This window comes from Yoonia sp. R2-816 (genome assembly GCF_046762905.1).
Taxonomy (GTDB): Bacteria; Pseudomonadota; Alphaproteobacteria; order Rhodobacterales; family Rhodobacteraceae; genus Yoonia.
In genome coordinates, this window is sequence record NZ_JBKQXN010000311.1 from 483813 (window position 1) to 505124 (window position 21312).

Here is a 21312-nt window from a genome sequence, read left to right on the forward strand (position 1 = left end):
TCGCCGCAATGTTCCACCTTGATCGGGATGTGCCGAGCAAAATCTGTCACGGATTTTGGTCCAAAGTTTTTTGAAAAACTTTGGCCGCGCCATAGGTTCTGGATCATGCCCAAGATGCGCCGGAAAACCGACATGCCCCAAAAAAGTTGTGCCACTTGTGGTCGTCCTTTCGTCTGGCGCAAGAAATGGGAGAAGGTATGGGATCAGGTCCGTTATTGTTCGGACCGCTGCCGTTCAAATCGATCCAAATCATGATTGTCCGAATTGGTCATGAAACATGACCAGCCATGTTGCCTATCGGAAACTTTTCTTTTACCCAACCACGCATCACTGTGTGCCGCTGCATGCCGTCAAAAGGGGAACACCATCATGACAGATCGCGTTGATAGACAAGGGTTGGCCATTGCCACAGAATTGGCCAGCTTTGTTGATGAAAAGGCCCTTCCCGGCACGGGGATTTCAGCGGACGTATTCTGGAAAGGCTTTGCCAATCTGGTGGCCGAAATGACCCCGCGCAACCGTGCTTTGCTGGAAAAACGCGATGATCTGCAGGCCAAAATTGATGCATGGCATATTGCCCGCAAGGGTCAGCCGCGTGATCGCACGGCTTATGAGATTTTTCTGGAAGAGATCGGTTATCTTGTCCCTGAAGGCGAAGATTTCGAGATTGAAACCGGAAATGTCGATCCGGAAATCGCAACCGTGCCCGGCCCGCAGCTTGTAGTGCCGATCACCAATGCGCGCTTTGCCCTGAATGCCGCGAACGCCCGATGGGGCAGCCTTTACGATGCCTTCTATGGTACGGACGCGATGGGCGTACAGCCCCCGAAAGGCGCTTATGATCGCGGGCATGGTGCCCGTGTCGTGGCGCGCGCGCGCGTCTTTCTGGACGAGGCATTCCCGATTGAAGGTACAAGCCACGCCGATGTGCGCCGTTACTATGTGCATGACGGCGCGTTGCTGATTGACGACCAGCCCCTGCGCGATCCGGCGAAATTTGTGGGCTATCGCGGTAATCCAAAGGCGCCTGATGCGATCCTTTTGAGAAACAACGGGCTACATGTGGAACTGGTCTTTGACCGTGCCCATCCGATTGGCAGCCGCGATCAGGCGTTGCTGGCCGATGTGCGGTTGGAAAGCGCCATAACCGCGATCATGGATTGCGAGGATAGCGTCGCCTGCGTCGATGCCGAGGACAAGGTGCTGGCCTATGGCAACTGGCTGGGCCTCATGCAGGGTGATTTGTCAGCAGAGTTCCAGAAAGGCGGCAAGACCATGACCCGCCGACTAGCCGAAGACATGACCTATACGGCCCCCGATGGCAGCCCTCTGACTCTGAAAGGCCGCGCGTTGCTTTGGGTGCGCAATGTGGGTCACCTGATGACCAATCCGGCCATTCTGGATGCGGACGGGGAAGAAGTTTTCGAAGGGCTGATGGACGCGATGTTCACGGTTCTGATCGCGATGCATGATCTGAAGCGCGAGGGTGGCAATTCGGACTTTGGATCAGTCTATGTCGTCAAACCCAAGATGCATGGCCCCGAAGAAGTGGCGTTTACCTGCGATATCTTTGCGGCGGTCGAGGATGCGCTGGGGCTGCCCCGCGACACGGTCAAGATCGGCATCATGGATGAAGAGCGGCGTACGACCGTGAACCTCAAGGAATGTATCCGTGCCGCGAAATCGCGAGTCGCGTTCATCAATACCGGGTTTCTGGACCGGACCGGCGATGAAATCCATACCTCGATGGAGGCCGGACCATTCAGCCGTAAGGATTTTATCAAGCGCAAGCAATGGATTGGCGCCTATGAAGATCAGAACGTGGATATCGGGCTGGAATGTGGGTTTTCCGGCAAGGCGCAGATCGGCAAGGGCATGTGGGCGATGCCCGATCTGATGGCCGCGATGCTGGAACAAAAGATCGACCATCCGAAGGCCGGGGCCAATTGCGCCTGGGTGCCAAGCCCGACGGCGGCGACCCTGCATGCGCTGCACTATCACAAGATCGACGTGATGGCGGTGCAGGACAGGCTGCGCAAGGGTGGGCGGCGGGCCTATGTATCGTCTATTCTCGATATTCCCCTGGCGCAGTATCAACGCTGGACCGATGCGCAGAAAGTCAAGGAGATCGAGAATAACGCGCAGGGCATTCTGGGCTATGTTGTGCGTTGGATTGATCAGGGTGTGGGCTGTTCCAAGGTGCCGGATATCAACAATGTCGGGCTGATGGAGGATCGGGCCACCTGCCGGATTTCCAGCCAGGCGCTGGCCAATTGGTTGCACCATGGCGTGGTCACCGAGGCGCAGGTGATGGAAGCCATGCAAAAGATGGCCGCTGTTGTGGATGGCCAGAATGCGGATGACCCGGCCTATCGCCCGATGGCGCCGAACTTCGATGGTATCGCGTTTCAGGCGGCCTGTGATCTGGTGTTCAAGGGTCGTATTCAGCCGTCGGGCTACACCGAACCTGTGCTGCATCAGCGCCGGTTGGAATTGAAAGCGCAGCGCAATCATTGAGGGGTGATGGGTTGAAACCCATCTTACGGAGAGACGGAAAATGGCAGAGATTTCAGCGAATAAAGCGCGGACGATCATCCGTAAGGCACTGGCCAAGGGTGACGAGATGGGGTTCAAACCCCTGTCAGTGGTGGTGCTGGATTCCGGTGGTCATGTGAAAGCGTTCGAGCGCGCCGATGGGGCTGCGCCGGGCCGGTTCGGCATTGCCCATGGCAAGGCCTATGGCGCGGTGATGCTGGGCATGGCTGGCACTGCGCAGATGGCCCGGGCCGAGCAGCAGGCTTATTTCATGGCCGCTGTGAATGGCGTCTATGGCGGGCAGGTTGTACCGGTGCCGGGCGGCGTTCTGGTGCGCGACAAGAAAGGCGCTGTGATGGGTGCCGTCGGCGTGACGGGCGATACATCGGACAATGATGTTGTCGCCGCCATGGCCGGGATCGAGGCGGCGGGGCTAGCCGGCGAGGCGTAGATTAAGCCGTTTGAGACCGTGAATGCCGATGCGCCGTGTGTACTCTGGCGCGGCGTCCGGATTTGCCAAGGCAAGGTCCGGGAAGCGGATGAACAGCCGTTCAATGGCGACTTGTGCTTCGGCCCGGGCAAGTTGCATGCCAAGACAGACATGCGGTCCATGCCCAAAGCCCAGATGAGCGTTGGGGCGGCGGTTTGGGATGAGTTCCTCTGGCGTGTCAAAGCGGGCGGTATCATGGTTGGCGGCGATCAGAAGGGCGGCGACCTGTTCGCCTTTCTTTAGGGAAATCCCTTCAAAAACAGTATCTTGTTGGACGAAATGCGGTTTGGTCATCATGACAGGTGAATAGAACCGCATGAATTCCTCGACCAGCAGGGGCAGTTCATCCGGATGATCACGCAGAGCGGCCCGTGCCGCCGGGTGGATCAGTAACCCATAAATCCCCATCGTGATCAGATGCACCGTGGTTTCGTGCCCGGCGATGAAAAGCGTGACGACCATGGCGAGTAGTTCGTCATCGGTCAGCCGGTCGCCCGCATCCTCTGCCGCGACCAGATCGGTGATCAGGCCGGAACGGGGGTGCTGTCGGGCTCGATCAAAATCAGCCCGGAAATAGCGCATGATCCGCCACAAACCCGGAAAGCCGCGCAGCATCCCCCATGCGCTTGTCGGACCGGAGAGCGGGGCGATCCAATGCGCCACTTTCGTGCGTTCCGCATCGGGCACACCAAGCAGGTCGCAGATCGCCATTAGCGGTAAAGGGCGTGTATATTGTGAAATGATTTCAGTGGGTTGATCCGTATCTATCGCATTGAGGAGATCATCAGCCAAGGCCGCGAGCCGTGGACGCATATCGTCAATTGAGGTGCGGTTGAACGCCTGATCGACCAGACCGCGCAGCCGTTTATGTGCGGCCCCGTCATAGCCCAGCATGTTCTGAAAGAGAGGTTTCATGAACGACGGAAAGTACCAGTATTTCTGGGCCAGTGTCTTGCCCGTACCGGCCAAAGGGTTCCGTGCAAACCGGTCGGGATCTTTCAGAAGCGACCGGGCCGCGGCGTCGCTGGTGGTCATCCATGTTTGCCCGATAATGGGCAGTTTGACGCGGACCAATGCACCTTCGGAGCGCATACGGGATAGAAACGGCCCGGGATTTGCAAGAAATTCAGGGCTGCTTAAATCATAGGCCATAACGTTGAGTTGGGCAGCATGTGCAGCCTTGTCAACAGTGTTGTGTGCATCCGCTGTCTTTCGTTGCGCCTGATTTGGCTGTAATACGGGTTAAATCTGAATGGAGTTTTCATGTCCCGGCCCGTGATCGGCATTATCGGCAACAGCTATCTAATCAATGATGAGTATCCGGCCCATGCTGCCGGACAGATGAATACGCATGCGGTATCGCAGGTTGCGGGTGCGGTGCCGATGATCGTACCTTCTGATCCCGGCGTGGTGGCGGTGGACGAGCTGATGGCTGTCTGTGACGGTTTTTTGTTCACGGGCGGTCGCCCCAATGTGCATCCCGAGGAGTATGGCGAGGAAGAGACAGATGCCCACGGTGCGTTTGATCGCGACCGTGACCGGATTGCGTTGCCGCTGATCCGCGCCTGCGTGGCGCGAGGTCAGCCGATTTTCGGGATTTGCCGCGGATTTCAGGAGGTTAACGTCGCGATGGGCGGGACACTGTACCCGGAAATTCGCGATCTGCCGGGTCGCGATAATCACCGGATGCCGCCAGAGGGCACATTGGCCGAAAAATTCGAGCTGCGCCATGCAGTGACGTTTTCAGAAGGCGGTGTGTTTCATCGTCTGATGGGAACCCGCGAGGTTATGACCAACACGCTGCATGGGCAGGGGATCAAGACGCCGGGGGCGCGCATTGTCATTGATGGTAATGCACCGGATGGGACGCCGGAGGCGATCTATATCGCGGATGCGCCCGGGTTTACCCTTTCAGTGCAATGGCATCCTGAGTGGAACGCGGCCGATGACCCCGTGTCACGCCCGCTTTTTGAGGCGTTTGGCGATGCCTGCCGCGCCTGGGCGTCTGGGGCGTTGCGCAAAGCGGGTTAGCAACGTGCGGTGCTGTTGCGGCAGGGGCACCGTACGGTCGTGGCCTCTATTTCCACGAATCATTTGTAAACACTGGGGATCGGGCCGATTTGGCCGGTCGGCATCGCGTCGGCAAAACGTCGGACTTGCGTCGGACCACCGAGCCACATTTGCGGTGATTAATGGCGCGTGCGTTGCTTGACCCTGCAATTTCGGCCCCAATGATCTGGATCAATAGACTGCCTTCGGGTTCAGGCATTTTGTCCGCGGATCATGAGGAGACTGCTGATGAAGATACTGATCGTCTATGCCTCGACCGAGGGGCAGACACGCAAGATTGCCCAGTTCTGCGCTGACCACCTGATTGAACAAAGCCATTCGGTGGAGGTTCTGGGGGCCGGAGATGCAAAGGATGTGGATTTGGGCCGGTTTGATGCGGCCTTGGTGGCCGGGTCGGTGCATGCGGGACGCTATCAAAAACCGCTGGTCAAGTTTGCCAAGCGGCAGGCGGAAAAGCTGAACGGGATGAATGCGGCGTTCATGTCGGTCTCGCTTGCCGCTGCCGGTGACGATGCCGAAGATTGGGACGGGCTGAAGGAATGCGTCGCCCGGTTTGCATCAAAGACCGGCTGGTCGCCTCCCAAGGTGTTCCATGTCGCGGGGGCGTTCCGGTTTACCGAGTATGATTTCTTCAAATCCTGGGCCATGCGCTGGATTGCATCGCAGAAGGGTGAGGATGTTGATCCGCATGTGGACAAAGAAATGACCGATTGGGCAGCGTTGAAGACCACCGTGGACAACTGGCTGGGCACCTGAATTCAGCCGGGCACATCTGTTGGCTTGAAAGTCGCTGAGGATTGCTGCACTGTTCCGTAAACGATTACGGAGCAGGTGATGAAACGATCCCGCATCAATGAGATCATGGCGGAGGCGGATGAGATGATCCGCTCCTACGGTTTTGTGCTGCCGCCTTTCGCCTATTGGACGCCGGAGGCATTCAAGGCGCGGGCCGATGACGCGCGTGCTGTGATTGATGCCCGCTGCGGTTGGGACATCACCGACTATGGTGCCGGTCGTTACGACGAGATGGGGTTGTTTCTGTTCACCCTGCGCAATGGCCGATTGGCGGATCTGCAGCGGGGCGGGGGTATGTGTTATGCTGAGAAGCTGTTGATTTCAAAGCAGGATCAGCTGTCGCCCATGCATACCCATGTGATCAAGGCAGAGGATATCATCAACCGGGGTGGGGCGAAGATGGTGATTGAGCTTTACGGTTCTGACCCGGATGGGAATTTTGATGAGACGGCGGGTGGTGTTGTTATGTGTGACGGTATCCAGCGGGAGTTTGCCCCGGGCGAGAAACTGCGATTTGTGCCGGGCGAGAGTGTCACCCTGATGCCTGGCGACTGGCATGCATTTTGGGGCGAGGGGGGTGACGTGCTGATTGGCGAGGTGTCGACCGTGAATGACGATGAGACCGACAACGTTTTTCGCGAGCCGATTGGACGGTTTGCAGAGGTCGAGGAAGATGTGGCGCCGACGCATTTGCTGGTGAGCGATTACAGGACTTGGCTATGAGTTCTCGGTTTGGAGATCGCGCCTAGGGCTTCTAGGTGGAGGAATTCTTTCTTTGTGTTCCGTGCGCGGTCCACATTTTCTGACCTCATCCACATGTGCGAGGATGCCGGACATGACGTGTCAAAAGCTTTATCTTGGTCCCCTGACCGACAACAGGCGTTGGGACATGATCACCGTCCGCCCCGACGATGTGATCGTTGTGACGCCGCCCAAATGCGGCACGACATGGATGCAGACAATCGTCGCGCTCTTGCTGTCCGGCGATCCGCATGTCGAGACGGAGTTGTCGTTGAAGATGCCTTGGGTCGATATCCGTTTTCGCGAGATTTCAGAGGTCGCTGACCGGCTTGAGGCCATGACCCATCGCCGCAGCATGAAAAGCCATACGCCGATGGACGGTCTGCCATTGGATGATCATGCGCAGTATATTTGCGTTTTCCGGCATCCGCTTGATGCGCATTTTTCGTTCCGGAACCATGTGCAAAACATCTCCGTGCCGTTGTTTGATGACCGGTATCCAAAGGATGATGCGGGCGGCACGACATTTCGCCGCTTTCTGGAGGGCGCGGCAGATGGGGATGACTGTGATGCGGCACCGCTCGCGCATATCTTGCAGCATTACACGGCGGCCAGGGCCTTGTCTGACCGGCCTAATGTCTCGCTTTTCCACTATGCGGATATGACGCGGGATTTGGCGGGGGTGTTTGCCAAGATGTCCGCGTTGCTGGGCATTTCGCATCCTGCGGCGGTTATGAAGCGACTGATCGAGGCTGCAACTTTTGATAATATGAAGCAGAATGCGGCTAGCTATGCCCCCGGCGGAGGCACGGGGTTTTACAGGTCGGACGCCGCGTTTTTCCACAGTGGCAGCAGCGGACAATGGCGCGGCAGGCTGAGCGATGACGAGGTTGCGGCTTATGACGCGATGATGGATGCATATCTGGCGCCGGAGGACCGCGCATGGCTGGAGCATGGGGCCGTGGGGCTTTGACGCCCCACGACTGCCCTTTGTTTGTTGGACGCTACAAGATCAGATCGAACGTCTTTATCAGCGGTAGTTCCCGCGCGCGGGTGCCGGTCAGATCGAACAGCGCGTTGCCAAGGGCTGGCATTGACGGAGGCGTGCCCGGTTCGCCGACGCCGCCCATATGGGGGTTCGTCTCAAGGACGCGGACCTCGAATTCGGGCGTGTTGTGCATGCGCAGCGCGTCGTAGTCGTAGAAATTGTACTGTTCTGCCGCGCCATCGCTGAACGTCACCTCGCCCTGCATCGCGGCTGAGAAGCCGTAGACCGCGCCGGACACCATCTGCGCCTCGATGATGCTGGGGTCGAGGGCGGTGCCCACGTCGCAGGCGATCCAGCATTTGTTGATGCGGATGCCGTTGCCGGTGTCTTCAACCTCGACCACCTCTGCTGTGGGGGTGCCGAAGGAATAAGTGAACCCGATACCGCGCCCGATATTGGCGGGCTTTTCGCTGCCCCAGTTCGACATTTCGCCCACGGCCTCGATCACGCCCGCCGAGGGCGCATGTTCGGCGCGCGCCATGTCGAACCGGAATTGCAGCGGGTCGGTGCCTGCGGCGTGGGCCATTTCGTCGATGAATGTGTCGAAGAAGAAGCCATTATGGGAGTTGCCGACGGACCGCCAGAAGCCCAAGGGCACTGTCAGGTCGGCCAGATGCCCGGTGATGCGGAAATTGGGGATGGCGTAGGGTTGGTCGGCGGCGCCTTCCACATGGCCCCTGTCGGGTCCGGGTGGAACCTGACCGACAAGCCGCATGGAGGAGGTGTGGGTGACCGATTGCGCGGCGATCTTGCCATCGACCAGTTGTGCCTTTCCGTCGCGCACCACGCCCCGGAATTGCGCCATGGCGGCGGGGCGGTAGAAATCGTGGCGCATGTCCTCTTCCCGGCTCCACGTCATGCGGATGGGGGTGCCTGGCAGGGCTGCCGCGATTTTTGCGGCGGGTACGGAAAAGTCGTATTCGCCGCGCCGTCCGAAGCCGCCGCCGAGCATTGTCGTGTGCAGCGTGACCTGTTCGGGGTCGAGCCCCACGGCCTCTGCGCATTTGTCACGGACGATGACCGGGGCCTGGTTGCCGGACCAGACTTCGAGTGCGTCGCCAGTGTAGAGGGCGGTGGCGTTCATCGGCTCCATTGTCGCGTGGGCGAGGTAGGGGACGACATATTCGGCTGTGATTTCAGTGCCTTCGACGGGGGCTGTGACATCGCCATCGTAGCGGGTTGTGGAGTTGGGTTCAAGGTCGAAAGCGGCGTGGGTCGCGGCCATCAGCCCTTCGGTATCGACGGGGTAGCTGGCCGGTTCCCATTCGATCTCGACCGCGTCGGCGGCCTGCATGGCGAGCCATGTGTTGGTGGCGACTACGCCGATGCCGTCGCCAAGATCAACGATGGCCTCGACGCCGGGCATGTCGCGGGCGGCGCTGTCATCGTAGCTGATCATGCCGGAACGGCGCGGGTTCATGCGGATAGTGGCGTATTTCAGGCCGTCGCGTTTGGTGTCGGCGGCGTAGTGGGCCGTGCCGGTGGATTTGGCGACCATATCGGTGCGGGGCATGGATTTACCGAGGTATTTCCATGTGGATTTGGCGCGCAGGTCAACATCCGGCGGGGTGATGTCGCGGACGGCCATGGCGAGATCGGTATACGCGATTTCTGTGCCGTCGGGCGCGATGACCTTGCTGTTTTCGGTACGCAATGTGGCGGCATCGACACCAAGCTGGTTGGCAGCGGCGAGTTTCAGCGCCTCGCGGGCGGAGGCCCCGGCGTGGCGCATCCGGTCATAGGCGTCCTTGATCGAGGTCGAACCGCCGGTGACCTGCAGGTTCAGAAGCTTGCCGACCATGCCGACGTTTTTGCGCAGGTTATGCTGGAAATCGCTGTCAGCATAATGGTGGAAGGGCAGGGCCAGGCCTAGGAGCGCCTGATTGTAGTAAGCCTGCGCGGGTGGGCCGTGCAGGACGGTGATGTCGTCCCATGCGACGTCGAGTTCTTCGGCCACGAGGGCGGCGAGGGTGGTGTGAACCCCTTGCCCCATTTCGGCGCGGGGCGCGATGATGGTGACCCCGTCCTGATTGATCAGGATGTAGGGGTTCAGCGTCGCCTCACCGTCGCCGGCGATCAGCGGATTGGGGGCATCCTTGCGGACCATGTAGACCCCGAAGGCGGCCCCGCCGGCAATGGCGGCGACACCGACAAGGAATGTGCGACGGGCGATTTTTCCGATGCTGGCCATGGTTTACGCCTCCTGAATGCGCTGAGCGGCGTCTTTGATCGCGGCCCGGATGCGGGGGTATGTGCCGCAGCGGCAAAGGTTGCCCTGCATGGCGTCGTCAATGTCCTGATCGGTTGGTTTGGGCGTTTGCGCCAGAAGGGCCGCGGCATTCATGATCTGACCGGACTGGCAATAGCCGCATTGGGCGACCTGATGGTCGACCCAGGCCTGCTGGATCGTGGCCATGTTATCGGGTGTGCCGAGCCCTTCGATGGTTGTCACCTCACCCCAGACATCGGCGAGGGCGACCTGGCAGGAGCGTACGGCCTCCCCGTCAATATGCACCGTGCAGGCGCCACAGGCGGCCACGCCGCAGCCGAATTTCGTTCCGGTCAGGCCAACCTCGTCGCGCAGCACCCACAGAAGGGGCACGTCATCGGGCAGATCGATGGTCTGGTCGTTTCCGTTGATGGTGAGTGTCGTCGGCATGTGGGACCTCATGCTTTAAGTGAACGGTTTGGTTTAGTTTATCTGCTTTCCATGCCTGCGGCAACGGTCGGATGCCTCCGGCGGGAGTATTTTGGGAAGAAAGAAGATGCGGATCAGGCGATGCTGAGACCGCGTATTTCGCCGATGAGTTTGGGGATTTTCTCCTTGAACTTGAAAAAACCGTGGGTCGCGTATGGCCAGGCAGACCTGTCATAGGGGCGAATGATCTGCCGTAATGGCTGCCCGGCCAGCGCATCGGCGGATGGTCCTGTGGGCATGTAGCTGGTCACGATCTGATCGAGGTTGTTGGCATGGGCCCAGTCGGACAGGGTATCTGGCGTTTGCTTCGTGACCGGCCCCAGCTTGTCGGCGAAGCGGGTCGTGCAATCCGTGATCGCGTTTCCGACGAAATCGGTGGCCATCGGGGCGACGCTCAGCGGGCTGCGATGGGCCGTTGTTTGCACTGTCGCGGTGGCGACGGGCCTGACCTGATCGCAGATCCAGCCCACGCTCAGGTCTTCTTCGGTGATCACAAGTCCGGTGCGCAGCTTGGGGTCGATAGTGTCGCTGACTGGTAGGGGGCCGCGTTCGGGATGCGGCGGCCCATCAAGCGGGGCGGCATGTGTGGCCAGTCCGGTTGGTTTGAACCGCTCTTCTGTATATTTGGCGATATTGTCCGGACGGGCGAGGTAGGTTTTGCCGATGGTTTGCAGGCCGCCGACCCAGCGCCATGACAGCGTGTTCGAGGCTGGGTCACCGTCGATGAGATGCCGCAGGAAGAAATCAGCACCGAGGGTCCAGGGTAGCCGCAAGGTGAAAATCCAGATCGAGGCAAACCACATGCGCGCGTGATTGTGCAGGTAGCCGGTATCGGTGAGTTGGTTCGCCCAATGGTCAAAACAATCGATCCCGGTGTCGCCTTTGCAGGCGGCTTCCCAATTCTGGCGAAGCCCGCTTTCGGTGCGGATCCGGTTCAGTGCTGCGTTCAGGTCGGTCTTGTAGGCCGTCCAGACGCTGGGCCGCATTTCCAGCCAGCCTTTCCAATAGGTGCGCCAATAGACCTCTTGTATGAACTTCTCAGCCGTAGCGGGTGAGTGGCGGCGGAGTGTGGCGCGCAGTACGTCCTCTTCGGTGATGATCCGGTGGCGGATATAGGGTGAGAGGGTCGAGACACCTGCCGTATCGTCGTAATTGCGTTTGGCGGCGTAGTCCCGACCGGCATGAGGTGCGAAATCCTGCAGGCGTTGCAGGGCTGCGGTGTAGGTGGGCTCAAACATATCAAGCCAACTAAAGCGCGCTCTGCTGCTTTCAAGCGAGCCGACCGGGTTTCTGTGCGCAAGAAAAACACGCGACCCTCACCCCTGATCAACTGCGCGTTAGCGGGGCTATCGGCGATGCATGGTGCGGGATACGAGATATCACCAACTTGCAAAAAGGGGTTTCTCATGCGTCGTTTTCGTTCATTTGTCGCTGCGGTGGTCATGCTGCCCGGCATTGCCTTTGCCGGTGATCAGTATCTTGACCCGACGGGTTTTGCCGTTTCGGGCTATGATGTTGTTGCCTATTTTGATCTGGAGCAGAGCCCGGTGGGGCAATCGCAGCCTGCCGCCGTGCCCGGATTGTCGAGCATTACGGCGGAGCATAATGGCGCCATGTTCGCCTTTGCGACTGAAGAAAACCGGGATCGGTTTCTGGCTGATCCAGCGGCTTACGTCCCGCAATACGATGGCCATTGTGCCTATGGCGTTTCCAAAGGTGGCAAGGTTCCCGGCAATCCCAACCTGTGGCGGATTGTGGACGACAAACTTTATCTGAACATCACCAAGAACGTGGTTGGGTTCTGGGAAGAGGATATTCCGGCCAATATCAATCTGGCAGAGAGTAACTGGGTTGATATCGAGCCGACACCAGCCTCTGACCGGGCCATCCCGCAATTCACATCAGACGCGCCGAATTAGAGCGACGCAGCGTAATTTGATTTTGGCGGCCCGCCTTACGCCAAGGCGGGCTGTTTTGCTGCGGTGCAGTAGCTGCCCAAGACCAGATCCCAGCCAGTGAGGTAGCTGGTACTCACGGCATCGGCCAGGTCGCCGAGGATGTCGAAACCCCCATGGGTCAGGTCGCATTGCGTGCCTGTTTCGGTTTGCTGGAAGCTGACGGTCACTACGGTCGCCTCGTCCTCTGTCTTGCCCGGGAACCAGGTGAAGGCGAGGTATTTGCCGGGGTCATAGGCGAGGATCGTGCCCCAGATATGGGTTTCGCCGTCTTCCGTCAGTTCGGTGATTTTGCCGTCCTTATGAGTATCGAAATGAACCTTCTTTGGTGTCTTTTTCTGGCTGGCAGAAACCGAATGCGTCTGCCCCGGCCACCATTTGTCGATCCCGTCAGTGAAGAGCGCGAATGCCTCTGCCGGGGTGAGTGGCACGGTGACGGATTTGTTGATTGGATCATTCATCGGTTTTTCCTTTGGCTTGGTCTTCGGCGGCGCGGGCGAAGGCGGCGAGCGCATCATCCCACAGGCTGTCGAGGTATCGGCGCAGACTGTCCACACCTTCGGGGGCAATGCTGTAGAGCCGTTTGTTTCCTTTTGGCGTGACATGCAGCAGACCCGCATCCGACAACACGCGCAAATGCTGGCTGACCGCCGGTCGGCTGACAGGCAAACCATCGGCGATGGCCCCAACCGGCAACCCGCCACCACGCAGCTTGTCGATAATGGTGCGTCGTGTGGGATCTGCGAGGGCGACTATTGCATCTTCGTAATTCATGACTTACCGTAAGTCATCGCTTACGATTTGTCAATCATGCCATGCGACCCTTGAAGCCCCTGACACCCAACACTAAGACTCTGTCAGGATTTTAGAAGTAGGACAGAACCGTCCAACAGTGAGGCAGTAAATATGCAAGACCCCGTCGAGACCTATATGAACCTTGTCCCAATGGTCGTTGAACAGACCGCGCGGGGGGAGCGTGCCTATGACATTTTTTCCCGCTTGCTGAAGGAACGTATCGTGTTCCTGAATGGTCCTGTTCATGACGGGATGAGCCAGCTGGTTGTTGCCCAGCTTTTGCATCTTGAGGCCGAAAACCCCAAGAAAGAGATCAGTATGTATATCAACAGCCCCGGTGGTGTCGTGACCTCGGGCCTGTCGATCTATGACACGATGCAATACATCAAACCGAAAGTGTCGACCCTGGTGATCGGGCAGGCGGCCTCTATGGGGTCGCTTCTGTTGACCGCGGGTCATCCCGGCATGCGCTTTTCATTGCCCAATTCCCGCGTGATGGTTCACCAGCCATCCGGGGGGTATCAGGGGCAGGCGACCGATATCATGATCCATGCCCAAGAGACCCAGAAGCTGAAGGACCGGCTGAACGAGATTTATGTCAAACATACCGGCCAAACCTTGAAAAAAGTCGAAACAGCGCTGGAGCGTGACAACTTCATGTCGCCTGATGAGGCCAAGGATTGGGGTCTGATCGACGAGATTGTCGAAAACCGCGAAAAGTCGGACGATTAAGGCCGTAGCTGCGATGGCGTAACGGTTTGGCGATGTGTTGCCACATGGCCATATCGTTGTGCTGACTTTGCGGAAAGCCGCCGCACCGTAAAGACCTTGTTAACTTGACCGTGCGCATGGTCATTTTGACATTGTGGACCTTGGCGGGCTGTCCTAGTGTTGGGACCGGGGGCAGCCCGAATTCTATTTGAGCGGCCGAGCGGCCAAGAGGTTTGAGATGGCGAATACATCCGGTGGCGATAGCAAGAACACGCTCTATTGCAGTTTTTGTGGCAAGAGCCAGCATGAGGTACGCAAGTTGATTGCCGGGCCGACCGTGTTCATCTGTGATGAATGCGTTGAGCTGTGCATGGATATCATTCGCGAGGAAACCAAATCCGCCGGTCTGAAGGCTGGCGACGGTGTGCCGACCCCGACCGAAATCTGTCAGGTTCTGGATGATTACGTGATTGGCCAGATGCATGCCAAGCGTGTGCTGTCCGTGGCGGTCCACAACCACTACAAACGCCTGAACCATGCCGATAAGTCGGATATTGAACTGGCGAAATCCAACATCATGCTGATCGGTCCCACCGGTTGCGGCAAGACCCTGTTGGCGCAGACACTGGCCCGTATTCTGGATGTGCCGTTTACCATGGCCGACGCCACGACGCTGACCGAAGCCGGTTATGTGGGCGAAGATGTTGAAAATATCATCCTGAAGCTGCTGCAGGCGTCTGAATACAACGTCGAGCGCGCCCAGCGTGGCATTGTCTATATTGATGAGGTCGACAAGATCACCCGCAAGTCCGACAATCCGTCGATCACCCGTGACGTATCGGGTGAGGGTGTACAGCAGGCCTTGCTGAAGATCATGGAAGGCACGGTTGCGTCTGTGCCCCCGCAAGGTGGCCGCAAGCATCCGCAGCAGGAGTTTCTGCAGGTCGATACGACGAATATCCTGTTTATCTGTGGTGGCGCATTTGCTGGTCTGGACAAGATCATCGGCCAGCGCGGCAAAGGGTCCGGCATGGGCTTTGGTGCTGATGTCAAAGACAATGATGATCGCGGGATTGGCGAAGTGTTCCAGGATCTGGAGCCTGAAGACCTGCTGAAATACGGGTTAATCCCTGAATTCGTGGGTCGATTGCCGGTGATTGCAACGCTGACTGATCTTGATGAAGATGCGCTGATCACGATCCTGACCCAGCCGAAAAATGCGTTGGTCAAGCAGTATCAGCGCCTGTTCGAGCTGGAAGATACCAAGCTGACCTTCACCGATGATTCGCTGGCCGCTATTGCCAAACGGGCGATCGAGCGCAAGACGGGTGCCCGTGGCCTCCGCTCGATCATGGAAGATATCCTGCTGGATACCATGTTTGACCTGCCCGGTATGGATACCGTCACCGAAGTGGTGGTCAATGAAGAGGCCGTGACATCTGATGTGGCCCCTCTGATGATCCACGATAAAGGCAACAAGAAAGCCCCTGCAACGGCGAGCTGATTGCCGTGACCGTCCGCCATATCTCAACTGGTTCGCCTTTTGAGGCACAGATCGGCTATAGCCGTGCTGTTGTGGCGGATGGCTGGGTGTTTGTGGCGGGCACGACCGGGTACGATTATGCGACGATGACGATGCCCGAGAGCATCGTGGATCAGTGCCGCAATGCGCTGGGCACGATCGCCAAGGCCTTGGAAGACGCGGGTAGCGGGCTCGACCATGTTGTCCGTGTGAATTACATTGTGCCGGATGTGGACGACTGGCCTGACTGCTGGCCGATCACGTCTGAGACCTTTGCCACCGCGCGTCCGGCGGCGACGATGATTTCGGCAGGGTTGCAGAACCCCGAGATGAAGATCGAGATTGAGGTCACGGCCCGCGTGCCCTGAGCCTACTGGACCTTCCTGTACCTTTCGTGCATGACAGACCCAACGAGAATGGAGACGGCATATGGGCCTTGGTCATAACATCAAACGCATCTTCACATGGTGGGATGGTCAGTCATATGGCACCCAGTTGTGGACCAGCCGCAAAGGCCAGAAGGTGGGCGAGGATGCTGAGGGCAATGTCTATTATCGCAACGCCGACGACAGCCGCCGTTGGGTGATCTACAACGGGGATAACGAGGCGTCGCGTGTCAGCCCGGAATGGCATGGCTGGCTGCATCACACATGGGACCAGCCCCCGACTGAGGCTGCATTGAAGCGCAAGGACTGGGAAAAGCCGCATCAGGAAAACCTGACCGGCACGATGGCGGCCTATGCCCCCGCCGGGTCCATTCGCAGGTCGGCCCCGGCGGAGCGGTCCGATTATGAGGCGTGGTCACCGGAATAGGATTGATCCTATGCGTGGTTTTCTTTTTGCTGCTTTGACTTTTTTGGCGCTGGCTGGACCTGCGTCCGCCCAAGAGGTTGCGGATGCGCCGGGTGGTGATCTGAGGGTGCTGGACAAGTTGACCGGCGTGGTCACGGACATGTCGCTGCGCCGCGGTGAAACCGGGCGCTTGGGCTATTTGCGGGTGACGTTGAATGCGTGCCGCTATCCGGCGGATAACCCGTCAGGTGATGCCTATGCCGCGTTGGACGTCTATTATCAAGCCGAGCCAGAGCCCACATTTTCAGGCTGGATGTTGGCGTCGGCGCCTGCCCTGCATGCCATGGATCACCCCCGTTATGACGTTTGGGTGTTGCGCTGTATGACATCCTGAGCGGGTGGCACCGGCCCGGGTGCGGCGAAAGAGGCATCTGTCCGGATCGCCGCGGCCAGCTGCTTGCGGTAGTCAGCCCGGCTGATTTCGATGGCCCCTAAGCTGGCCAGATGTGGGGTGATGAACTGCGTGTCGAATAGAGTAAACCCGCCCAACCGCAGCCGGTCCACCAGATAGGCAAGCGCGACTTTTGACGCGTCTGTGGTGCGGCTGAACATGCTTTCCCCGAAGAATGCGCTGCCAATGGTCACACCGTAGACCCCGCCGACCAGATTGGTGTCCTCCCACACCTCAACTGAATGGGCGGCACCACGCAGGAACAGCGCGCGGTAAAGGCCAAAGATCGTGTCATTGATCCAGGTTTCGTCCCGGTCGGCGCAGCCCTGCACCGTGTCATCGAAGGCTGCATCCACAGTGACCATGTATCGTCCGCGCCGCATGGTTCGCGCCAGACTGCGCGAGATCCGAAAACCATCCAAAGGGATCACTCCACGCCGCTTGGGGTCAACCCAGAACACATCCGGGTCATGCCGCCCTTCGGACATGGGAAACACACCGACCGTGTAGGCCTGCAGCAGCAGGTCTGGCGTCAGGATCGGCTCATCATCCCGCATCGGGCTAGCCGAGGTTTTGCTCGAGCCAATGTTCCAGCCAGTGGATGTTGTAGTCACCGGTCTGCACAGCCTCTTCAGCGAGCAGAGAGTGGAACAGCGGGATGGTGGTATCAACCCCGTCGACGATGAGTTCGCCCAAGGCGCGTGCCAATCGCGCCAGCGCTTCTGGCCGGTCGCGCCCATGCACGATCAGCTTGCCGATCAGGCTGTCGTAGTAGGGTGGGATCCGGTAGCCGTCATAAAGTGCCGAATCCATCCGTACCCCAAGCCCGCCGGGAGCGTGATACTGGGTGATGGTGCCGGGGCAGGGGGAAAAGCTGGGCAGTTTCTCCGCGTTGATCCGTACTTCGATCGCATGGCCGTTGATCTGCAGGTCATCCTGCGTGATTGACATTGGCAGACCGGAAGCGACCCGCAATTGTTCGCGCACAAGGTCCACGCCAAAGATAGCTTCGGTCACCGGGTGTTCGACCTGAAGGCGGGTGTTCATTTCGATGAAGTAGAATTCATCGTTTTCGAACAGGAATTCGATGGTCCCGGCACCGATATAGTTGATCTTGGCGACCGCATCTGCGCAGACCTTGCCAATTCTGGCGCGCAGTTCGGGTGTGATGCAGGGACCGGGGGCCTCCTCGAATACTTTCTGGTGCCGCCGTTGCAGCGAACAATCGCGTTCGCCAAGATGGACCGCGTTCCCCTTGCCGTCGCCGAAGACCTGGATTTCGATATGGCGCGGCGTGGTCAGGTATTTTTCAATATAGACCTCATCATTGCCGAACGCAGCCTTGCCTTCGGCGCGAGCAGACATAAAGGCCTTTTCCATGTCAGCGGCGGTTTTGGCCACTTTCATGCCGCGTCCACCGCCACCGGCTGTCGCCTTGATGATCACCGGATAACCGACTTCTTCGCCAATGCGCTTTGCATCATCCAAAGTGGGCACGCCGCCGTCGGAACCGGGTACACATGGCACGCCCAGTTCCTTCATCGTATCCTTGGCGGTGATCTTGTCCCCCATGATCCGGATATGTTCGGCGGTGGGGCCGATGAAGGTGATGTCGTGATCTTCGACAACCTGCACGAAGGCTGCGTTTTCTGACAGGAACCCGTAGCCAGGGTGGATCGCCTGTGCGCCGGTGATTTCACAGGCGGAGATGATGGCGGGGAATGACAGGTAGCTTTGCGCCGAGGAGGGCGGGCCGATGCAGATCGCCTCGTCCGCCATGCGCACATGCATCGCGTCGCTGTCGGCCGTCGAATGCACGGCCACGGATTTGACGCCCATTTCCCGGCAGGCCCGAACGACTCGCAAGGCGATTTCGCCCCGGTTCGCGATAAGGATTTTATCGAACATGGGTGCGCCCTATTCGATGATCACAAGAGGTGCGCCGAATTCGACAGGGCCACCATCTTCGACAAGAATGCGCTTGATGGTCCCGGCCTTCGGGGCGGGGATGTGGTTCATGGTTTTCATCGCTTCGATGATCAGCAGTGTATCGCCTTCGCTGATGCTTGCGCCGACGCTTACAAATGGGGCGGCGCCCGGTTCAGGGGCCATGTACACCGTGCCGACCATGGGCGAAGTCACTGCACCCGGATGGCTTGCAGGGTCTGCGGCGTCAGATGCCGCAGGCGTCGGATCAGAGGCGGAGGATGCGGTTGCCGCGGGGGCGGGCGCGGCAGGTGCTGCGGGGACGCTGGCCTGCACAACGGTTTGCGTTTGCCGACTGACCCGGACGTTCAGGCTGTCGTTGTCGCCATATTCCCGTTTTACCTGTAATTCTGTCAGGTCGTTTTCGCGCAGCAGCTCTGCCAGTGCCTGAATAAAGCTGACATCGCTGTCGTGAGAGGTTTTATTACTCATTCTGTCCTCGGCCCGTTGCCAATATTAGCGGCGTTCGCGCGACGTTGCGTCACACGCCTTTGAAAAGCTTATAGGGCAAGCCTGCGGGGGTGGGAAGCGGCAGAGGTTTGAAAATGAATGAGGCGTTACTTCTCAGGTTCTTCGGTCACCGGAGTGTCATTTGTGGTGGGTTGATCCGCTGTTGGCTGGGCCATCGGCACCACATCATCTTCAATCGCCGCTACTTGCTGTTCAGGCTGCATAATCTGCGCGTCCGCAGGCGTTGCTGCGTCCACGGTGCCGTCATCCTTCACCTCGACCTCGGGTTCTTCCTTGTCGAATGGCAGCATGGGCACGCTATAGGGCCGCAATGTGCGCTCTGGCGGCGCGATTTCGCCAGGGTTTTCCGGAAACTCCGTACCTGACAGACGGGCGTTGACAACCTGGGCGACGAACATCTTGTCAGAGGGCAGGGTCGCACCGCGATCCAGTTCTTTGACAACCGGAACCTTGCGGTCCTGAACCCGCATCTGTTCGGGAACATAAGCGACAGTTGCAACGTTCTTGGGCGGAAGAGCGAGTGTTGTATCCATGGTATGAAGCTCCGAAAAGCGAGAATCTGACGCTGATAGAATCGCCTTGCCGTCTTACCAAAGCTTTAATTCTCGACCGGTAGATATCGCGATTTTAAGGTAAACGCGTCCAATCTTGCGGATCGCCAGTCATTGCTGCGGGGGTGCATACACCCGAACCGCCCAATGAGATTGGCAGGATCGCGTGCGGGAGCGTGGCGTTTTGCTGAGCGTGGGTACGCCCGCAGGTCGCTACTTGCTTGACGCCCGGACGGTTGGCAAAGCGGCCGGCAAGCCATTGCTGACAATGGACATTCTTGTAAATCTGCCTAGAATTACCTGGTAAACAGTGTAAAATCGTTATCCCAATCCGCAAAAGGCGATTGATACCCTTGGAGGAATTCCCATGTCGGCCCGCCGTCTGACCGGTTCGCGCATACGCGAAAGGCGACTGGATCAGGGGGTGCGCCAGGTGTCATTGGCAGAGGCTGTCGGGATTTCACCGTCTTATCTGAACCTGATCGAACACAATCGCCGGAGAATAGCCGGCAAGCTGCTGGGCGATATCGCCCGTGTGCTGGATGTTGATCCGGCATTGCTGACCGAAGGTGCCGAAAGCAACCTGCTGGATCAAATGCGTGCTGCTGCGGCCAGTTTCGGCGAAACGGCCGAGGTTGCCCGGGCTGAAGAGTTTGCGGCCCGATATCCCGGCTGGAGCGGATTGATCGCCGCACAGGCCCGTCGCATTGCAACGCTGGAAGAGCGAGTTCAGATCCTGAGTGATCGTATGGCTTATGATCCACAACTGGCGGCCTCATTGCACGACGTCATTTCAGCGGTGACGGCGATCCGTTCGACCGCTTCGATCCTTGTGGGGCAAGAGGCCTTGGACGCGGATTGGCAAGGCCGCTTTCATCGCAATATTCATGATGACAGTGTGCGTCTGGCATCCAGCAGTGAGGCATTGATCGCCTATCTGGAGGCGCCGCAGGCAGATGCCGCTGGCCCTGCGACGCCAATTGAGCAGGTGGAGGCCTATCTGGCGCAGCAGGATCATCGCTTTGCTGATCTTGAGGCGAACGGCGCCGATCTTGAGGATATTGTCGCTGCAGCTGAGTTACCACCGTCCGCATCCAAGCTTCTGCGTACGGTCGGGGCGGTTTATCAGGCGGATGCTGCTGCCTTGCCACGCCCGGCCTTCGAGGAGGCCTGCGCCAGAACCGGGTATGATCCGGTTCGGATCGCTGGTCAGTTCGATGTTCCTTTTGCCGCTGTGCTGCGCCGTTTGTCGACCTTGTCCGCCGAGGATGGACATCCGCCCATGGGTCTTGCCGTGTGCGATGCAACAGGCACATTGACGTTTCTGAAATCGGTACCCGGTTTCACCATACCGAGGTTCGGCGGCGGTTGCCCGCTTTGGCCGATATTCGGCGCGTTTGCCCGGCCCGCCCAACCGGTACGCGCCGAGGTGGCGATGCCCGGACCCGTCGTGAACCGCATGTTGTGTTATGCGGTGGCCGAACCGGTCGGCGTGCCACAGTTTGACGCGCCCCCGGCGCTGCAAAGTACGATGCTGGTGATCCCTGATCAGCCGACCTCTGACGCGGCGGTTTTGCCGGTCGGTGTATCCTGCCGCATCTGTCCGCGCCCAGATTGTGCCAGCCGTCGCGAGCCGGCGATCGCCGGTGTCGGTGCGCATAGCAATCTTTGACACATCACCCAATTGCCGCGATAGTCGAT

At 58.8% G+C, this 21312-nt stretch carries 24 protein-coding genes; 14 read left to right on the forward strand and 10 right to left on the reverse strand.

All coding sequences use genetic code 11. The features are described 5' to 3' along the window. The first annotated feature begins 105 nt into the window (after window positions 1–105). From ACFWW2_RS20215 to ACFWW2_RS20225, 3 genes are all read left to right on the forward strand, one after another. On the forward strand, window positions 106–255 hold the full coding sequence (locus ACFWW2_RS20215; RefSeq protein ID WP_393931143.1) for a DUF2256 domain-containing protein: 150 nt from the start codon (window positions 106–108) through the stop codon (window positions 253–255). A gap of 114 nt (window positions 256–369) precedes the next feature. Continuing rightward, entirely contained in the window at window positions 370–2517 is a 2148-nt protein-coding gene (locus ACFWW2_RS20220) for a malate synthase G (RefSeq protein WP_393931145.1), read from the forward strand. Window positions 2518–2557: 40 nt separating this feature from the next. Then, window positions 2558–2986, forward strand: a complete 429-nt coding sequence (locus tag ACFWW2_RS20225) for a GlcG/HbpS family heme-binding protein (RefSeq protein WP_393931147.1) — start codon at window positions 2558–2560, stop codon at window positions 2984–2986. Here ACFWW2_RS20225 and ACFWW2_RS20230 read toward each other — a convergent pair. Continuing rightward, window positions 2969–4177: a cytochrome P450 gene (locus ACFWW2_RS20230; protein WP_393931149.1), complete on the reverse strand. Its 1209-nt coding sequence runs from the start codon at window positions 4175–4177 to the stop codon at window positions 2969–2971. The two genes, ACFWW2_RS20225 and ACFWW2_RS20230, sit on opposite strands and share 18 nt — an antisense overlap. A 111-nt stretch (window positions 4178–4288) precedes the next feature. Here ACFWW2_RS20230 and ACFWW2_RS20235 point away from each other — a divergent pair, with 111 nt between their 5' ends. The 4 genes from ACFWW2_RS20235 to ACFWW2_RS20250 all read left to right on the forward strand — a co-directional run bounded on the left by ACFWW2_RS20235 (window position 4289) and on the right by ACFWW2_RS20250 (window position 7604). After that, the gene (locus tag ACFWW2_RS20235; protein WP_393931151.1) at window positions 4289–5056 is read left to right on the forward strand and encodes a gamma-glutamyl-gamma-aminobutyrate hydrolase family protein; all 768 of its coding nucleotides are present in this window, start codon (window positions 4289–4291) and stop codon (window positions 5054–5056) included. Between the two features lie 267 nt (window positions 5057–5323). Beyond that, window positions 5324–5851, forward strand: a complete 528-nt coding sequence (locus ACFWW2_RS20240) for a flavodoxin domain-containing protein (RefSeq protein ID WP_393931153.1) — start codon at window positions 5324–5326, stop codon at window positions 5849–5851. A gap of 78 nt (window positions 5852–5929) precedes the next feature. Further along, window positions 5930–6613, forward strand: a complete 684-nt coding sequence (locus ACFWW2_RS20245; RefSeq protein WP_393931155.1) for a D-lyxose/D-mannose family sugar isomerase — start codon at window positions 5930–5932, stop codon at window positions 6611–6613. Window positions 6614–6725: 112 nt separating this feature from the next. Next, a complete protein-coding gene (locus ACFWW2_RS20250) occupies window positions 6726–7604 on the forward strand; it encodes a sulfotransferase domain-containing protein (protein ID WP_393931157.1) in 879 nt (292 codons plus the stop codon). A 31-nt stretch (window positions 7605–7635) separates the two neighbouring features. Here the strand turns inward: ACFWW2_RS20250 and ACFWW2_RS20255 are convergent, their stop codons facing one another. The 3 genes from ACFWW2_RS20255 to ACFWW2_RS20265 form a co-directional block, all read right to left on the reverse strand. Beyond that, window positions 7636–9870 carry a xanthine dehydrogenase family protein molybdopterin-binding subunit gene (locus ACFWW2_RS20255; RefSeq protein WP_393931159.1) on the reverse strand — a complete coding sequence of 745 codons (2235 nt, stop codon included), beginning with the start codon at window positions 9868–9870 and terminating at the stop codon, window positions 7636–7638. Window positions 9871–9873: 3 nt separating this feature from the next. Next, the gene (locus ACFWW2_RS20260) at window positions 9874–10338 is read right to left on the reverse strand and encodes a (2Fe-2S)-binding protein (RefSeq protein ID WP_393931161.1); all 465 of its coding nucleotides are present in this window, start codon (window positions 10336–10338) and stop codon (window positions 9874–9876) included. Between the two features lie 113 nt (window positions 10339–10451). Further along, a complete protein-coding gene (locus ACFWW2_RS20265; protein ID WP_393931163.1) occupies window positions 10452–11615 on the reverse strand; it encodes an FAD-binding domain-containing protein in 1164 nt (387 codons plus the stop codon). Window positions 11616–11783: 168 nt separating this feature from the next. Here ACFWW2_RS20265 and ACFWW2_RS20270 point away from each other — a divergent pair, with 168 nt between their 5' ends. After that, on the forward strand, window positions 11784–12296 hold the full coding sequence (locus ACFWW2_RS20270) for a YHS domain-containing (seleno)protein (RefSeq protein ID WP_393931165.1): 513 nt from the start codon (window positions 11784–11786) through the stop codon (window positions 12294–12296). A gap of 35 nt (window positions 12297–12331) precedes the next feature. Here ACFWW2_RS20270 and ACFWW2_RS20275 read toward each other — a convergent pair whose 3' ends face one another. Together ACFWW2_RS20275 and ACFWW2_RS20280 are read right to left on the reverse strand one after the other, a co-directional pair. Then, window positions 12332–12793, reverse strand: a complete 462-nt coding sequence (locus tag ACFWW2_RS20275; protein WP_393931167.1) for an SRPBCC family protein — start codon at window positions 12791–12793, stop codon at window positions 12332–12334. Then, on the reverse strand, window positions 12786–13106 hold the full coding sequence (locus tag ACFWW2_RS20280) for an ArsR/SmtB family transcription factor (protein ID WP_393931169.1): 321 nt from the start codon (window positions 13104–13106) through the stop codon (window positions 12786–12788). Before ACFWW2_RS20280 ends, ACFWW2_RS20275 begins: the two co-directional genes overlap by 8 nt. A gap of 132 nt (window positions 13107–13238) precedes the next feature. Here ACFWW2_RS20280 and ACFWW2_RS20285 point away from each other — a divergent pair, with 132 nt between their 5' ends. The 5 genes from ACFWW2_RS20285 to ACFWW2_RS20305 all read left to right on the forward strand — a co-directional run bounded on the left by ACFWW2_RS20285 (window position 13239) and on the right by ACFWW2_RS20305 (window position 16546). Beyond that, the gene (locus ACFWW2_RS20285; protein WP_393931171.1) at window positions 13239–13859 is read left to right on the forward strand and encodes an ATP-dependent Clp protease proteolytic subunit; all 621 of its coding nucleotides are present in this window, start codon (window positions 13239–13241) and stop codon (window positions 13857–13859) included. 217 nt (window positions 13860–14076) lie between these two features. Further along, window positions 14077–15342: an ATP-dependent Clp protease ATP-binding subunit ClpX gene (gene clpX / locus ACFWW2_RS20290; RefSeq protein ID WP_393931174.1), complete on the forward strand. Its 1266-nt coding sequence runs from the start codon at window positions 14077–14079 to the stop codon at window positions 15340–15342. A 5-nt stretch (window positions 15343–15347) separates the two neighbouring features. After that, on the forward strand, window positions 15348–15728 hold the full coding sequence (locus tag ACFWW2_RS20295) for a RidA family protein (protein ID WP_393931176.1): 381 nt from the start codon (window positions 15348–15350) through the stop codon (window positions 15726–15728). A 61-nt stretch (window positions 15729–15789) separates the two neighbouring features. Beyond that, the gene (locus ACFWW2_RS20300) at window positions 15790–16173 is read left to right on the forward strand and encodes an NADH:ubiquinone oxidoreductase subunit NDUFA12 (RefSeq protein WP_393931178.1); all 384 of its coding nucleotides are present in this window, start codon (window positions 15790–15792) and stop codon (window positions 16171–16173) included. A 10-nt stretch (window positions 16174–16183) separates the two neighbouring features. Then, the gene (locus ACFWW2_RS20305; protein WP_393931180.1) at window positions 16184–16546 is read left to right on the forward strand and encodes a DUF2155 domain-containing protein; all 363 of its coding nucleotides are present in this window, start codon (window positions 16184–16186) and stop codon (window positions 16544–16546) included. Here the strand turns inward: ACFWW2_RS20305 and aat are convergent. The 4 genes from aat to ACFWW2_RS20325 all read right to left on the reverse strand — a co-directional run bounded on the left by aat (window position 16510) and on the right by ACFWW2_RS20325 (window position 19593). Continuing rightward, window positions 16510–17160: a leucyl/phenylalanyl-tRNA--protein transferase gene (gene aat / locus ACFWW2_RS20310; protein WP_393931182.1), complete on the reverse strand. Its 651-nt coding sequence runs from the start codon at window positions 17158–17160 to the stop codon at window positions 16510–16512. The genes ACFWW2_RS20305 and aat overlap by 37 nt on opposite strands. Window positions 17161–17164: 4 nt before the next feature. Continuing rightward, complete coding sequence (gene accC / locus ACFWW2_RS20315; RefSeq protein WP_393931184.1) at window positions 17165–18511, reverse strand: acetyl-CoA carboxylase biotin carboxylase subunit; 1347 nt, start codon at window positions 18509–18511, stop codon at window positions 17165–17167. 9 nt (window positions 18512–18520) lie between these two features. After that, window positions 18521–19021, reverse strand: a complete 501-nt coding sequence (gene accB, locus ACFWW2_RS20320; RefSeq protein WP_393931186.1) for an acetyl-CoA carboxylase biotin carboxyl carrier protein — start codon at window positions 19019–19021, stop codon at window positions 18521–18523. A 125-nt stretch (window positions 19022–19146) separates the two neighbouring features. Then, the gene (locus tag ACFWW2_RS20325) at window positions 19147–19593 is read right to left on the reverse strand and encodes a hypothetical protein (RefSeq protein ID WP_393931188.1); all 447 of its coding nucleotides are present in this window, start codon (window positions 19591–19593) and stop codon (window positions 19147–19149) included. Between the two features lie 385 nt (window positions 19594–19978). On the opposite strand from ACFWW2_RS20325, the gene ACFWW2_RS20330 reads away from it, so the two are divergent. After that, window positions 19979–21283 carry a short-chain fatty acyl-CoA regulator family protein gene (locus ACFWW2_RS20330; RefSeq protein WP_393931190.1) on the forward strand — a complete coding sequence of 435 codons (1305 nt, stop codon included), beginning with the start codon at window positions 19979–19981 and terminating at the stop codon, window positions 21281–21283. The last annotated feature ends 29 nt before the right edge of the window (window positions 21284–21312 follow it).

Coding starts and splice junctions, on each gene's coding strand:
- ACFWW2_RS20215 (WP_393931143.1), top strand. CDS start 106: ATGCCCAAGATGCGCCGGAAAACCGACATGCCCCAAAAAAGTTGTGCC.
- ACFWW2_RS20220 (WP_393931145.1), top strand. CDS start 370: ATGACAGATCGCGTTGATAGACAAGGGTTGGCCATTGCCACAGAATTG.
- ACFWW2_RS20225 (WP_393931147.1), top strand. CDS start 2,558: ATGGCAGAGATTTCAGCGAATAAAGCGCGGACGATCATCCGTAAGGCA.
- ACFWW2_RS20230 (WP_393931149.1), bottom strand. CDS start 4,177: ATGGCCTATGATTTAAGCAGCCCTGAATTTCTTGCAAATCCCGGGCCG.
- ACFWW2_RS20235 (WP_393931151.1), top strand. CDS start 4,289: ATGTCCCGGCCCGTGATCGGCATTATCGGCAACAGCTATCTAATCAAT.
- ACFWW2_RS20240 (WP_393931153.1), top strand. CDS start 5,324: ATGAAGATACTGATCGTCTATGCCTCGACCGAGGGGCAGACACGCAAG.
- ACFWW2_RS20245 (WP_393931155.1), top strand. CDS start 5,930: ATGAAACGATCCCGCATCAATGAGATCATGGCGGAGGCGGATGAGATG.
- ACFWW2_RS20250 (WP_393931157.1), top strand. CDS start 6,726: ATGACGTGTCAAAAGCTTTATCTTGGTCCCCTGACCGACAACAGGCGT.
- ACFWW2_RS20255 (WP_393931159.1), bottom strand. CDS start 9,870: ATGGCCAGCATCGGAAAAATCGCCCGTCGCACATTCCTTGTCGGTGTC.
- ACFWW2_RS20260 (WP_393931161.1), bottom strand. CDS start 10,338: ATGCCGACGACACTCACCATCAACGGAAACGACCAGACCATCGATCTG.
- ACFWW2_RS20265 (WP_393931163.1), bottom strand. CDS start 11,615: ATGTTTGAGCCCACCTACACCGCAGCCCTGCAACGCCTGCAGGATTTC.
- ACFWW2_RS20270 (WP_393931165.1), top strand. CDS start 11,784: ATGCGTCGTTTTCGTTCATTTGTCGCTGCGGTGGTCATGCTGCCCGGC.
- ACFWW2_RS20275 (WP_393931167.1), bottom strand. CDS start 12,793: ATGAATGATCCAATCAACAAATCCGTCACCGTGCCACTCACCCCGGCA.
- ACFWW2_RS20280 (WP_393931169.1), bottom strand. CDS start 13,106: ATGAATTACGAAGATGCAATAGTCGCCCTCGCAGATCCCACACGACGC.
- ACFWW2_RS20285 (WP_393931171.1), top strand. CDS start 13,239: ATGCAAGACCCCGTCGAGACCTATATGAACCTTGTCCCAATGGTCGTT.
- clpX (WP_393931174.1), top strand. CDS start 14,077: ATGGCGAATACATCCGGTGGCGATAGCAAGAACACGCTCTATTGCAGT.
- ACFWW2_RS20300 (WP_393931178.1), top strand. CDS start 15,790: ATGGGCCTTGGTCATAACATCAAACGCATCTTCACATGGTGGGATGGT.
- ACFWW2_RS20305 (WP_393931180.1), top strand. CDS start 16,184: ATGCGTGGTTTTCTTTTTGCTGCTTTGACTTTTTTGGCGCTGGCTGGA.
- aat (WP_393931182.1), bottom strand. CDS start 17,160: ATGCGGGATGATGAGCCGATCCTGACGCCAGACCTGCTGCTGCAGGCC.
- accC (WP_393931184.1), bottom strand. CDS start 18,511: ATGTTCGATAAAATCCTTATCGCGAACCGGGGCGAAATCGCCTTGCGA.
- accB (WP_393931186.1), bottom strand. CDS start 19,021: ATGAGTAATAAAACCTCTCACGACAGCGATGTCAGCTTTATTCAGGCA.
- ACFWW2_RS20325 (WP_393931188.1), bottom strand. CDS start 19,593: ATGGATACAACACTCGCTCTTCCGCCCAAGAACGTTGCAACTGTCGCT.
- ACFWW2_RS20330 (WP_393931190.1), top strand. CDS start 19,979: ATGTCGGCCCGCCGTCTGACCGGTTCGCGCATACGCGAAAGGCGACTG.